Here is a 13418-nt window from a genome sequence, read left to right on the forward strand (position 1 = left end):
CTCCTTACTTCCGCGACGTCGCGGAACGCAGAAAAAACGCGACGTTCGCGGGCCGCTCCGCCAATCGCCGAATGAAGTATCCGTACCACTGGTCACCGAACGGCACATATACGCGCACGTGTCGGTCGAGCGTAACCAGCCGTGCCTGCTCGGCATCGCGGATTCCGTACAGCATCTGGTACTCGAAGGCGGTGTTTCCGCGTCCGGCGGCGGTGGCGAGGAGTTCCGCCGTGCCGATGACGACCGGATCGTGCGAGGCGACCATCGGATACCCCGAACCGGCCATGAGGATGCTCAGGCAGCGCAGGTAGGACGCGTCGACCTCGGGTTTGCGGCGGAATGCCACGGATTCGGGCTCGTCGTATGCGCCCTTGCACAGGCGGATGCGGGCACCCTCGGCGGCGAAGGCGCGGCAGTCGTCCTCGGTGCGGTGCAGGTAGGCCTGCAGGACGGTGCCGACCGTCTGTGGGAAGTCGCGGCGCAGTTCACGCACGATCGCATGGGTGGAGTCGGTGGTGGTGTGGTCTTCGGCGTCGAAGGTGACCCACACCCCGGCGGCGTGCGCGGCCCGCACTACGGCGCGGGCGTTGTCGAGTGCGATCCGGTGCCCGTCCCTGGGTAGTGCCTGACCGAGCGCGGACAGTTTCACCGACACCTCGACGGGCCGCACATCTCCCGAATCGCCTGCCAGGGCGGATAATTCGTCGATGAGGGCCAGATAGGTGTCGACGGTCAGCCGGGCCTGGGCCGGGTCGACGGTGTCCTCACCGAGGAAGTCGATGCTGACGAAGCGTCCGGACTGGAGCAGCTCCCGGACGGTGGCCAGGGCCGAGGCGAGGGACTCACCGGCCACGAACCGGTCGACGAGGGTGCGGGTGACCGGGAATCCGGTGACGGTGCGCTCGGCCCGGGGTGAGCGGGCGGCGGCGAGCAGCATGGGCCGCATGGGATTGATGAGGGTCACGGGGTCACCTCCGGAGCTTGATGCGGGTACTCGTGTGCGGTCGCGGGGACGAAGGTTTCCTTGATGGACCTCGGTGAGGTCCAGCGCATCAGGTTGAGCGGTGATCCGGCCTTGTCGTTGGTGCCGGAGCCGCGGGCACCGCCGAACGGCTGCTGGCCGACGACCGCACCGGTCGGCTTGTCGTTGATGTAGAAATTGCCTGCGGCGAAACGCAATCCGTGCAGTGCGGCCTGGACGGCGCTGCGGTCCTGGGCGATGATCGCGCCGGTCAGCGCGTATCCGCTGCTGGAGTCGACCAGCCGCAGTATCTCGTCGAATGCTCCGGCGCGGCTGTCGTCGTAGACGTGGACGGACAGGATCGGGCCGAAGTACTCGGTGGTGAACGCCTCGTCTGCGGGGTCGTCACCGAGCAGCAGGGTGGGGGCGATGAAGTAGCCCTCGCTGTCGTCGCAGTGGCCGCCGGCGGCGACGGTGAGACTCGATGTGGCCTTGGCGCGGTCGATGGCGGTGGCATTGCGGTCGAAGGCCCGCTGATCGATGACGGCTCCACCGAAATTCGCGAAATCGGTGACGTCACCGTAGGTCAGGTTCTCGACGGTGGCGATGAGCTGTTCGCCGATGCGCGACCACACCGACTTCGGGATGAAGGCACGCGAGGCGGCCGAACACTTCTGGCCCTGGTATTCGTAGGCACCACGGACCATGGCGGTGATCAGGACGTCCGGATCGGCCGAGGGGTGCGCGACGATGAAATCCTTACCGCCGGTCTCTCCGACAAGGCGTGGATAGCTGTGGTATTCAGCGATATTCGCGCCGACGGTGCGCCACAGGTGCTGGAAGGTGCGGGTCGATCCGGTGAAGTGGACTCCGGCCAGCCGGGGATCGGTGAGCACCACATCGGAGATCTTGGGGCCGTGGCCGTTGACGAGATTGATTACGCCGGGCGGCAATCCGGCGGCCTCCAGTAGCCGCATGGTGTGATAGGCCGCCAAAGCCTGTGTGGGAGAAGGCTTCCAGATGACCGTGTTGCCCATGAGCGCGGGTGCGGTGGGCAGGTTCCCGGCGATGGCGGTGAAGTTGAACGGGGTCACCGCGTAGACGAAGCCTTCGAGCGGACGGTACTCCGCGCGGTTCCAGACGCCGGGTGAGGAGATCGGCTGCTCGGCCAGGATCTGGCGGGCGAAATGGACGTTGAAGCGCCAGAAGTCGACCAGTTCGCAGGGTGCGTCGATCTCGGCCTGGTAGGCGGTCTTGGACTGGCCGAGCATGGTCGCGGCGGCAATGGTTTCGCGCCAGGGCCCGGCGAGCAGATCGGCGGCGCGCAGGAATACGGCGGCGCGCTGGTCGAACGGGAGGTCGCGCCAGGCCGGGGCGGCAGCGGTGGCGGCGGCGACCGCGTCGTGGGCTTCGGGGGCCTCGGCGGTGGTGAGGGTTCCCAGGACGGTCCGGTGCCGGTGCGGCGCGACCACATCGATGCGTTTCCCGTCGCCGTTGCGGTGGTGGCCGCCGATGACATTGTGAATCTCGGTCGGATTGTCGGACAGCTCGGCGAGGGCGGATCGCAACCGGGCGCGTTCCGGGGTGCCGGGTGCGTAGGAGTTGATGTGCTCGTTGGTGGGAGCAGGGACCGCGGTAATGGCATCCATAGCGAGTCACTCAACCGTATGCGGGGTACGGTGCGGATGATCCGATCGGACAAATTGGCCTGGAATATCTTGTCCGATCGGATGAAGATTGGCGTGACACGTACCATTGCCGGTGCCGGACAGTGAGGTGGGCCACCATGGTGGAGGAGTACGAGTCGGTCGCCCTCGGCGAGCTGCTCTCGGCTCTGACCAGCGCGGTCGTCGAACTCGTGGACGCGCCCGCCGGGGTGGGTGTTCAGGTCGGGTCCGTCGCATTCCTCGACCCCGACGACCTTTCCGTGGACGCACCGCCCACCCGGCCGCTGCCGGCGCTGTCCCTCCAGGTCGGGGTGGCCGATGCGGAGGCCGCGCAGTGGTTGCGGATGGTGGCCGAGCAGTGCCCACCGGAGTATCGCCCGCGCGCGGTGCTGTCCAAGGGTGCGCGGGTCTCGACGCGACTGCGGGCGGCCGCCGCCGCAGCGGGGGTGGCGCTGGTCGCGGTGAATCCGCAGGCGCGGTGGGAGACGGTGCACGCCATCGTGAATCGGATCCTGGACGCGGCCGCCGGACCCCGGCGCAGTGATCAGGCCGGGGATGACGCGCTGCTCGCGGACACCGACCTGTTCGGGCTGGCACAGACCGTGGCCGGGTCGACGGGCGGGTTGGTGACCATCGAGGACGACCGGTCACATGTACTCGCCTACTCCGCCGACAGCGATGAGGCCGCCGACCCGCTGCGCCGACTGTCGGTGCTGGGCCGTCAGGGTCCACCGGTATACCTGCGCCGACTCCACGAGTGGGGCGTATTCGACCGGCTGCGTACCAGCGACGATGCCGTCGAGGTGCCCGCGCACGAGGAGATGGGGACCCGGCGCAGGATCGCCATCGCGATCCGGGAGCCCGGCAGGCTGGGCGGCCATTCGCGGCGGGTGCTCGGCACCATCTGGGTGCAGGAGGCGCACGTGCCGCTTGCCGCCGAAAGCGGCGACGTCCTGCGCGGTGCGGCCGCGATCGCCGCCCGAATCATCTGGCGGACCCGGACCGCGCCCACCGAGGACGGGCTGCTCATCCAGCGTCTGTTCGGCGGTGATGTCGATGTGCGGTCGTTCGCCACCGATTTCGGTGTGCCGGAACAGGGTCCGGCCGCTGTCGTCGGATTCGCCCACGAACAACCCGCGGGCGGTGCCGACCCCGCCGAGACGGCGCTACGGCGCGACGCACTGCGGCGCGACGTGGTGACATTGCGGCTACACGCCAGCGTTTTTCGTGCGGACGGCCTCACCACCGTCATCGGCGATCGGGCGTATGTCCTTTTCCCGCAATATCATTCGGCCACCGGTGTCGCCTCATGGACGAGGCAGGTGATCGGCAGGCTGGAAAACCAGTCGGGGCTGCCACTGCGGGCGGCGATCGCGGCACCTGTCGCGGGCCTCGCCGACGTCGCGCGAGCGCGCACGGAGGTGGATCGGGTACTCGACCGCACGGTGACACTTACCAACGCGGATAAGGTCACCGACCTCGCCCGCTCGCGCACGGCCGTCCTGCTCGGCGAGACGCTGACGCTACTGGCGAGCCGCCCCGAACTACGTGACCCGAGGTTGGGGAAGCTCCTCGACTACGACACGAAATACTCCGCGCAGCTACGCGAAAGCCTCGCAACATATTTGGAGCACCCCGGAGATGTGCGAACCGCGGCCACGCGACTACAGGTGCACCCGAACACCCTGCGCTACCGAGTCCGCCGCGCCGCCGACATCATGGGCCTCGACCTCGACCACGCCCCGGACCGACTACTGATCGAGCTCCAACTCGCGGTGCACCAGCACGCCGCGCACTGACCACGCATTCGGCTTCCGTGGCCCGGGGAAGGCATATGTTTTACCGGGCGAAGCGGAACCAACCCCCGCCGCGTGAACCCGCAGTTCGGTTCCATGGACACACGATCGGTGACACTCCAGGTAACATCACCGGTGTGACTCAGCATCTCTCGGTAAAGATCTCCGACGAGCTAGATACCCGAATCCGGGCCGCTGCGGGCGACAACCGTTCGCAGTGGGTGGTGGAGGCGATCGAAGATCGTCTCGAACGCGACATGTGGGCGCGATCCAAAGAAGTCGATCGCCTGCTCGGCCTCGACGACGCCTGGTTGGCGGAGGAACGCAAGGCCGTGGACGAGGTGCAGCGTGCAGCAAGGTGAGATCCGGCCGAGGCGGGACGCGGGCCCGCCCACTTCCTACGTGGTGGTGCTGTCCGGACCTCGCTATCTGTCGGCAGGGAAGGGCCGCGTCGTTGTCTGCCGGATAGTGCCTGGTGTGGTTCCCGACGACTTCACCAGCGTTCACCGCGTTCGCTACCGCGACCCCGACGGGACCGAAACAATCGGGGTAGCGGTGCCGGACCTGGTCCACTGGATACCCGAATCCGGGCTCGGTGAGCCGGTCGGCACAGTGTCAGACCTACCAGCGCTGGTGAACCTGGTGGGCGCGCTATTCCGCTGAGATCCCGCGCGGTCACCGCTCAGCCAGGACGCCCGCAACACTTCTTGTATTTCCGGAACGAACCGCACCAACAAGGATCATTGCGGCCGGGCGGCCACGAAGTGTCTGCGCCGGTGCGACTCAGTTCGGCGGCGTATGCGGCGCGGGTCTGCGACCGTGCCGGATCCAGGCTCTCGGCGTCGGCGTATTCGACCAAACCCGCGACAGTCGCGGCGGCCACCCGCGGCGAGCGTCCCGGCTCGGTTGCGCGGAGGTTGCGCTCCACCTGCGCCCGGTGTTCGTCATGATTGCCGTACTGCTCACGTAGTTCCGGCCAGCGTCGCAGTGCATGTGCGAATTCGAGCTCCGGCAAATAGAACGTGGCGAGGGCTACGGAATACGCTTCCTCGGAGCGCGGGTCTTCTTCCAGCCAGTCGCCGCGTTCCTGTTCTGCCCATTGATCATCGGCATCCTCGGGCAAATCCAGTGATTGCCGAATTCTGCGACGGCCGAGCGCGAGCCGGTGCTCACCGAATTCCTCGTCCGTGTCCTCGCCGAGCACACGCAGCCGTGACAGACCGGCCTCGAACCAGCGCAGCGCCTGCTGAGGTTGCTCCATGGCCTCGAACGTTTCAGCCGCCGTCTCGTAGAAGACGTAGTCGTCCGTCCCTTCAGCGAACACCGTCTCGAGCAGCGCCGTACCGGCCTGCTCGTCACCGTGTTCGAGCTGGAACACCGCGTACCAGACCCGCGCGTCTCCGGGAACCGGTCCGCCGTCGGCGATGGCGGCCAGGTGCGCTCGTTTCGCGCGGTCCAGCTCACCGTCCATCGCCCAGTACCCGGCGGCCTCGCTGAGGTTCTGGGCCCGCTCCTCCGGATCGGCCGCAGCGGCCTCCTCACACAGCTCAGCCATCTCCCGTGGCGGCCGTGAGAGCTCGTCGATATCAGCTGCGAGAGCGTCGAACTCCGACCGCAGCTGTTCCCGCTCGGCGAGTAGCCGCTCCTGCTCCCGCAGCAACGCTCGATACTCCCGCCTTTCCGAAGCCGACATCTCGCCGGACATGGTGTGCGCTCCCGTCTTCGTTCTAGTAGGGCGACCAGCCGGAGCGCGTGCTTCGACGAACTCGGTTCGCTTGGCGATCGCGACTCAGTACCCGCGACGCGGCAACCGACTCCGCAATTCGGCGAAAGTCACCGCCAGGGTCACCGGCTCGGTGAGAACCAAGGCATCGGTGTGAGTGTGCCGGGTGACATAACGCCGGCCCGACCAGTCGAGCCGACATTCCTCGATCTCGGTGATCTGCTGCCAATCCTTGTCGAAGTGCACGATGAGGTAGACCGGAATGCCTTCCCTCGCGTACAGCTCGCGCTTGATGCCGATATCGGTGTCGACGGTGTCCGCCGACGTGATTTCGACAACGAGCAGAGTTTGGCGGGCCACCCGCTGAATGTCGTAGGGGCCGTCGGTGCAGTCGCGCAGGATCAGGTCCGGGTACCGGACTCGCAGCCGCCGGTGCGGATCGGACAATTCGGCATCGGCGAGACGCATCGGTGTGTCGCTGTGCACCTCTCGGCAGGGGCCATCCGGATCGATGGCGAACTCGACAGTTGACGCGAGTCTCCGTACGACCAGGTCGTGTTCCGGCGACTGTGCCATCGCCGTGATCATCAGTCCGTCATGGATCTCCCCGAAGGCGTCGGGTTGTCCCGCCAGGAACTCATCCACGGCAACGAGGCGAGGCGACTCATCCTGCGGCGTCGACATGCACGCCACCCTACCGTCGCGAACTCAGTCAGTCCTTGCCGCGACCGGCCTTGATATTGAAGTTCCAGTTGTACAGGCGGATGATTTCGGCGATGCCCGCGCCGGGTTGGCCAGCGGGTGGGCGGATGAAGGTGCACTCGCGGCGAACTACCAACTCGCCGTTGATGTTTTCGATGACTGCGAGTGCCGCGTCGCGGGGGTCGTCGGTGCAGCCGTCGAGGGTCATTTCGATCGGTGCGCTGTTGACCGGGTGCAGGGTGGCAGTGGCGTGGACGCCGCAGAAGTCTCGGGCACCTTCGTAGAGCCGGCAGACACGTGACCGTCCGGGTCCAGGGGCTCGGGGATAGCTCCTCGACCCCGCCAGCGCGTCGAAGGGATCGGCCGACGTTCGAGCTGCGAGCGCAGCGTCGACCTAGAATTCTGATATGCCGGTTCAGCCCGAGTCGGACGAGGTCAGGGTCGCTGAACTGCTGGCGACCCTGTCGCTCGCCGCCGATCTCGGTTTGGGGCAGCCGATGGAACACTGCCTGCGCCAGACGGTCATCGCATTGCGGCTTGCGGATCTCGCCGGGGCGGGTGAGACGGACCGGGAGGCGACCTACTACGCCGGCCTCATGGCGAATGTCTACTGTCATGCCGACGCGACGGAACAGGCACGATGGTACGGCGACGACATCAGGTTGAAGCGCGACGGGTTCGAACTGCTGGACATGGGCACCGCGCGCACAATCGCATTTCTGCTGCGGCGGATGGGTTCACACGGCAGCCCGATGCAACGCGCGCGGCGGATGGCCGCGTTTCCGCTCACCGCCCAGCAGCGGGTGGTGACGTTTCTGAACACCCACGCGACGCTGGGGTCGGAATTCGCCACCCGGATCGGTCTGGCGGGGGCGACATCCCTGGCCATCCGCCAGGAATACGAGCAGTGGGACGGCAAGGGGTACCCCGAGCGCCTGCGCGCGGAGCAGATCAGTCTCCCCGCGCGCGTGGTGCACCTGGCGGCCCCGGTCGAGGTGTACGGCCGACGTAGCGTCGAATCTGCGCGGACCATCGCACGGAGGCATCGGGGCGGCGAGTTCGACCCGACCCTGGTCGACCTGTTCTGCGACCATGCGCCCGCGATACTCGACGGCATGGCCGAAGCCGCCGACTGGGACGCCATCCTCGACGCCGAACCCGGGCTCTCCCGAACGGTCACCGGCGAGGGCCTCGATGCCGTTCTCGAGGCGATGGCAGACCTCATCGACCTGAAATCCCCGTACTTGGCCGGACACTCGCGCGGGGTCGCCGACCTGGTCGCGGCCGCGGCTCGCGTATCGGGCTTCTCCACCGACGAAGTGACCACCCTGAGGCGTGCGGCGCTGATCCACGATATGGGCAGGCTCGGCGTTTCCAACGCGATCTGGGACAAGCCCGGCCCGCTCACCGCGGCAGAACTCGAACGGATTCGCCTGCACCCCTACCTGACCGAGCGCATGCTGGCACGAGTCTCGGCCCTGGGTCGCAGCCGCGATATCGCCGCGCGCCACCACGAACGCCTCGACGGGTCCGGCTACCCACGCGGGCTGACCGCTGCCTCGCTCACGCCGTCGGATCGGCTGCTGGCTGCGGCGGACGTGTACCACGCACTGTCCGAGCCGCGCCCGCACCGCCCGCCTCTCGGCCCGGGACAGGCGTCCCAGCAGCTGCGCTCCGAGGTCAGGGCAGGCCGGCTGGACGGCGAGGCGGTCAACGCGGTGCTGAAGGCTGCCGGCCACCGCGCGCCCGCGCGACGCGAATGGCCCGCCGGGCTCACCGCGCGGGAGGTCGAGGTGCTGGTTCTACTGGCTCGCGGCCACTCCAACCGCGAGATCGCCCGCAGGCTCGGGGTAACACCCAAGACGGTGTCCAACCACGTGGAGCACGTCTACACCAAAGCAGCGGTGTCCAGCCGCGCCGCCGCGACATTGTTCGCGACCCGGCACGGGCTCCTCGGCAACTTCGTATCCGCATGAGACGTGTCCGGTGGACCGCGAATCCGCGTACCAGGCTGGTTCGCACGCGTCGCGAAAGAGGGGGTAAACGCCTCATGACCGCCGGCACCTACCCGCCCTACATTGATGCGGAGGGAACCGGGACCGCCATGAGCCTTCCAGTCTGTCGCCGCTGACCTCGCCTTCACCCGAGAGAACGAGTTCCGTTATGACGACCACCGAGGTTCGGGGACCGGCCGAGATGAGGAGGCCGACGATGGCCATCGAGCACACGAAGCCGCAAGCGTTCATGAAACAGTTCGCAACCGATCAGTCGGCGGCGATTCGGAAAGAGAGGCCGTGATGCTTCCCCGACGGAAGGAAGCCGTGAGCTGGAACCTGATCGAATCCGGGCCGGCCGACGCTGACCACAGCGTGCTGCTGCTGCCCGGCGCGCTCTGCACGGCGCAGTTCTACCGGGACCTGATGGCCGAACCCGAGCTCGCGGACGTCCGATTGATCGCCGCTACGCTGCCCGGTCATGGCGGCACACCGCCGCCCGAGGACTTCAGCATCGAGAACTACGCCCGGCTCGCGGCAGAGCTGGCCGCACAGTTCGAGTGCGACGCCGTCCTCGGTCACAGTGTCGGCGCCAATGTCGCGTTGGAGATGGTCGCTTCCGGGCTGTTCGACGGTCCCGTCGTTCTGCTGTCGCCCAGTCTTTCCCGTCGCGACGAGTCGATCGTTCCCAGGGTGCTCGATCGGCTCGGCCGAGTCCTTGGCGATCTTCCTTTCACCGCCATGCTCACAGTCATCGGGCCGGCGATGAAAGGCAGCCTTCCCGCGGAGAGCCAGGAGATGCTCATCGCCGAACTGCGCAAGAACGACCCCCGCGTGACCCGGCGGCACCTCCGGAGCTATCTGCAGTACCTGGATCAGCACGGCTCCGTCGCCACACGGCTCTGCCAGGCGGGGCGCCGGGCGTGGGTGCTGTACGGCGAGCACGACGACGTGAGCATCACCGACCAAGAGCGGAGCACCCTCGAATCCTGCCCGCGGACCACGGTGATCACGGTCCCCGGGTCGAGCCACATGATCGCCAATATGGCGCCCGCCCGGGTCGCGGAGATTCTGATCGAGGCGCTGGTGCCGACATGCTGAACCGCCCCGCGAAGCGGATCCGCTGACCGGGCAGCCGCTCCCTCGGTGCCACGGTCACCCGGTGTTCGCGATAGCTCCCGATCAGTCCTTGCCGCGACCGGCCTTGATATTGAAGTTCCAGTTGTACAGGCGAATAATTTCGGCGATGCCCGCGCCGGGTTGGCCGGCGGGTGGGCGGATGAAGGTGCATTCGCGGCGGACTACCAACTCGCCGTTGATGTTTTCGATGGTGGCGAGGACCGCGTCGCGGGAGTCGTCGGTGCAGCCGTCGAGGGTCATTTCGATCGGTGCGCTGTTGACCGGGTACAGGGTGGCGGTGGCGTGGACGCCGCAGAAGTCTCGGGCACCTTCGTAGAGGGAGGTGAAGACCAGGATTCGGCGGAAGAACTTGGTGAAATCCAGGTTGATGTCGAGGTTTTCGCCGGTGACGCTGGAGCCGGTGCGGTCGTCCTGGTCGAGTTGGATGAATGGGGGGTTGTGTAGGTCGCCGAAGCGGCGGTCCAGGGCTCGGACGGAACCTATTGCGCCATTGGCCAATTCGTAGAAGCAGCAGAGGTCCAGGTCGAGGCCGTTGCGTTTGCGGCCGAACAGGCCGGTGCCTCGGGTGGTGGTCCAGTTCAGGTTGACCCGCATGGTGCCGCCGGTCGCGCCGGATTTGGTCAGCGAGACGGTAGGCGATTCCTTGGTCAGGGAGATCTTGGTCAAGCTGACCGGAGCCGGAGCTGGAGGTGGCGGCGGTGCGAATTGCTGTTGCGGCGGCGGCGCGTACTGCTGGGGTGGTGGAGGAGGCGCGTACTGCTGCTGCGGCGGGGGTGGCGACGGTGCGTACTGCTGCTGCGGCGGGGGTGGCGCATACTGCTGAGCGGGCGCGGGCGCATCATCGACGGAAATACCGAAATCGGTTGCCAGTCCAGCCAATCCGGAGTTGTACCCCTGCCCGACCGCGCGGAACTTCCATCCGCCCTGACGCCGGTACAGCTCGCCGAGCACGAAGGCGGTTTCGGTGGTGGCATCGGTGCTGACGAAGCGGGCCAGTTCGGCACCGTTCGACGCGTCCAGTACCCGCACGTACAGACCCTGGAACTGGCGGAAGGTCCCGTTGCCGGTGGAGGCCGCGATAACGATGGTCTCGATCTGCGGCTCCACCTGCGGCAGATTCACCGACAGCAGATCCAGGACCGTCGCCCCCTGCTGTTTACCCTCGTAGCGAACGGACCCGGACGGATGCACGGGCTGGTTGTAGAACACGAAGTCGTTGTCGGAGCGCACTTTTCCGCTCATCAACAACAGCGCGGACGCATCCGCGTCCGGAACCCCCTGCCCGGCCTGCCATCCCAGCTCGATCCGAACCGCCGCCGTCGGCACCGCAACATTGGCGCCCTTCATCATCGACACGATTGTCAACCTATACGAATCGCGCGCCGCTCGCCGCTCTCCGGAACGAGCACCGGCCACAGGACAATCCCCCGACGAAGCGGCAGATCACCCTCGTCAGAAATCGAGATCGGACCAGGGAATGTCGATGGGGAACGGGAAGCCGATCCGGATGCCTTCGGGTGCGCTGTCCGGTGCCCACTCACCGGCGAGGATGTAATTGGTCGGACGCAGCGCGGTGATGCCCTCCGGAAGCCGCCCGTGCCCCGTTTCGAGCGCATAGGCGCGTACCGTCGCGATGCGCCGCGGGTCGCGCCCGAGCACAACCTCCCAGTACGAAGGAATGCCACCCGCCGCGTACCGTGCCTTCTTCGCCTCCACGTCGCGCACGGTGTTCGAAGGTGACAGCACCTCGCCCGCCAGCAGCACATCCGCCGCCGACACGTCCGCGTAATCCTCACCCAGGCAGCGATAGACCAGGAAGTCCGGCGTCACGAAATCATCCTTGTTCCCCTGCCGGAGGAACACGTTGGTCTCGAAGTTCGCCTGCCAACAATGATCCGGATACTCGGCCATATCGCGGCGTGCACAGCGGAGCAGCGAATTCCAGAACAATCCGGTATACAGCTGATGTTCCCCGGGTCCGCGGCGCAACCAGACCACTCGACCGTCCCACAGTTCGATCTCCGCAGCGATCTCCTGAGGAAGGCGTTGCAGTTCGTCCCAGGTCAGATACTCCGGGATATCGGGCCGCTCGATCCGGGGTTCGGGCACATGGACATGGTAGTCGGACGCCCGTCATCCGATCCGTATGCCGCTTCGAGCATGTAGTTCGGGAATTTTCGATCAGATGGCGGATCGCCGCCGCGCGCCAGCGGACTGCTGGCGCACGGCGGCGGGAATCCGCGCGGGTCAGTGGGCGTCGGCGACGACTCCGCTGATCTCGTTCGGGGTGCCGTCCAGGGTCACCGTGGTCGCGATCTTGCCTGCGGCCAGGTCGATTCGGTGGATCTGCTTGCTGGTCGGGTCGGTGACGTAGACGTCGCTGCCTCGGGCGAAGATGGCCGGGCGGGGCTGCTGCCATTCGAGGGGCTCTTCCCACGCGCCGATGACGGGGAGGGTGCGAGTGACGGTGCCCGCCACCGGGTCGATGACGTGGATGCGGCCGTCGGTGCCGAGGATCAGGGCTTCGCCCTGGGGGCCTCGGGCCAGGGAGCGGAAGGTGTAGCTGGTGCCGAGCGGGACCAGGCGGAGGCTGGCGTCACGGGTGTCGATGAGGGAAATCTGCTGGGGGCGTTCGAGTTCGGCGTCCTTGTCCTGCTTGTAGTCGCCGAGGGCGATGGGGGACGCGTCGGTGCCCGCCTGGTTGCCGATACGGCCGTAGGGCGTCGGGCTGGTGACCTTGGTGATGACGCCGTCGCGGTAGATCAGCGCGCCGGTCTGGCAGCCGATGACGACCGCTTCACCGGCGACGGTGGATTCGCCGTGGACGCCGGGGCAGTCCTCGTTGCGGGCGATCTCCTTGCGGTCCTTGTCGAGAACCGCTATGCCGGTGCGCTTTTCCTCGGTGCCGAGAGTAATGACGAGTTGGCCGTTGGAGAGTTCGACGGCTACGCCGTGGTGGGGTGCGGCGGTGGTGTAGGTGTCGGTCTTCGGCTTACCGTGTTCGAGGTCGTGGGGGTCGAAGATGGTGACCTCGCCGGTGCCGTCGGTGAACAGCACGGTGCGGTCGGCGTGGCGGACCACGTGGCCGGGCTTGGCGCCGGGGAAGGTGATGTCGGTGAATTCGGCGTGGACGGCGTCGAGGACCTGGAAGCCGTCCTTGGTGGACACCATCACGTGGGTGTCGTTACCGGCCGGGTTGAGGCGGTTGAAGCCCTCGATCTTCAGATCATCTGCCACCGTGAGGGTTTGGCCGTCGAGGAGGTAGATGCCGCCGTCATAGGTGACGGCGAGCGGGTCGGCGATTTCCGGACGGGCGGGTGTGTCGTCGCTGCCGCAACCGCTCAGGGCTACCGCCGCGGCCAGCAGGCCGGTGAGAGCCGCTGACGAGCGGGCTCTGGTGTGCATGGACATGGGGTGTGCTCCTCATCTTGGTGT

At 67.0% G+C, this 13418-nt stretch carries 13 protein-coding genes; 5 read left to right on the plus strand and 8 right to left on the minus strand.

What is annotated here, in order from left to right:
- Positions 1-4 precede the first annotated feature (4 nt).
- Positions 5-946 carry a proline dehydrogenase family protein gene (locus NU1_RS08290; protein ID WP_067519102.1) on the minus strand — a complete coding sequence of 314 codons (942 nt, stop codon included), beginning with the start codon at positions 944-946 and terminating at the stop codon, positions 5-7.
- A 14-nt stretch (positions 947-960) separates the two neighbouring features.
- A complete protein-coding gene (gene pruA / locus NU1_RS08295) occupies positions 961-2610 on the minus strand; it encodes an L-glutamate gamma-semialdehyde dehydrogenase (RefSeq protein WP_067519048.1) in 1650 nt (549 codons plus the stop codon).
- Positions 2611-2747: 137 nt separating this feature from the next.
- Between pruA and NU1_RS08300 the strand changes: the two genes are divergently transcribed.
- From NU1_RS08300 to NU1_RS41190, 3 genes are all read left to right on the plus strand, one after another.
- Positions 2748-4427, plus strand: a complete 1680-nt coding sequence (locus NU1_RS08300) for a PucR family transcriptional regulator (RefSeq protein ID WP_067519050.1) — start codon at positions 2748-2750, stop codon at positions 4425-4427.
- Positions 4428-4561: 134 nt separating this feature from the next.
- Entirely contained in the window at positions 4562-4786 is a 225-nt protein-coding gene (locus NU1_RS08305) for a hypothetical protein (protein WP_067519052.1), read from the plus strand.
- Entirely contained in the window at positions 4773-5087 is a 315-nt protein-coding gene (locus tag NU1_RS41190) for a toxin (RefSeq protein WP_157552047.1), read from the plus strand. Before NU1_RS08305 ends, NU1_RS41190 begins: the two co-directional genes overlap by 14 nt.
- 19 nt (positions 5088-5106) lie before the next feature.
- Here NU1_RS41190 and NU1_RS08315 read toward each other — a convergent pair whose 3' ends face one another.
- The 3 genes from NU1_RS08315 to NU1_RS08325 all read right to left on the minus strand — a co-directional run bounded on the left by NU1_RS08315 (position 5107) and on the right by NU1_RS08325 (position 7057).
- The gene (locus NU1_RS08315) at positions 5107-6129 is read right to left on the minus strand and encodes an SEC-C metal-binding domain-containing protein (protein WP_084521091.1); all 1023 of its coding nucleotides are present in this window, start codon (positions 6127-6129) and stop codon (positions 5107-5109) included.
- 84 nt (positions 6130-6213) lie between these two features.
- Entirely contained in the window at positions 6214-6831 is a 618-nt protein-coding gene (locus NU1_RS08320; RefSeq protein WP_067519058.1) for a Uma2 family endonuclease, read from the minus strand.
- 28 nt (positions 6832-6859) lie between these two features.
- Positions 6860-7057: a hypothetical protein gene (locus tag NU1_RS08325; RefSeq protein ID WP_067519060.1), complete on the minus strand. Its 198-nt coding sequence runs from the start codon at positions 7055-7057 to the stop codon at positions 6860-6862.
- 199 nt (positions 7058-7256) lie between these two features.
- Here NU1_RS08325 and NU1_RS08330 point away from each other — a divergent pair, with 199 nt between their 5' ends.
- Both NU1_RS08330 and NU1_RS08335 read left to right on the plus strand, forming a co-directional pair.
- On the plus strand, positions 7257-8825 hold the full coding sequence (locus NU1_RS08330) for an HD domain-containing phosphohydrolase (RefSeq protein ID WP_067519061.1): 1569 nt from the start codon (positions 7257-7259) through the stop codon (positions 8823-8825).
- 345 nt (positions 8826-9170) lie between these two features.
- Complete coding sequence (locus NU1_RS08335) at positions 9171-9944, plus strand: alpha/beta fold hydrolase (protein WP_169815018.1); 774 nt, start codon at positions 9171-9173, stop codon at positions 9942-9944.
- Between the two features lie 81 nt (positions 9945-10025).
- Here the strand turns inward: NU1_RS08335 and NU1_RS08340 are convergent, their stop codons facing one another.
- The 3 genes from NU1_RS08340 to aztD form a co-directional block, all read right to left on the minus strand.
- A complete protein-coding gene (locus NU1_RS08340) occupies positions 10026-11333 on the minus strand; it encodes a TerD family protein (protein WP_067519065.1) in 1308 nt (435 codons plus the stop codon).
- Positions 11334-11435: 102 nt separating this feature from the next.
- Positions 11436-12092, minus strand: a complete 657-nt coding sequence (locus NU1_RS08345) for a Uma2 family endonuclease (RefSeq protein ID WP_245719999.1) — start codon at positions 12090-12092, stop codon at positions 11436-11438.
- 138 nt (positions 12093-12230) lie between these two features.
- A complete protein-coding gene (gene aztD / locus NU1_RS08350; protein ID WP_067519106.1) occupies positions 12231-13388 on the minus strand; it encodes a zinc metallochaperone AztD in 1158 nt (385 codons plus the stop codon).
- Positions 13389-13418 lie beyond the last annotated feature (30 nt).

This window comes from Nocardia uniformis NBRC 13702 (assembly GCF_001613345.1).
GTDB classification, from domain to species: Bacteria; Actinomycetota; Actinomycetes; order Mycobacteriales; family Mycobacteriaceae; genus Nocardia; species Nocardia uniformis.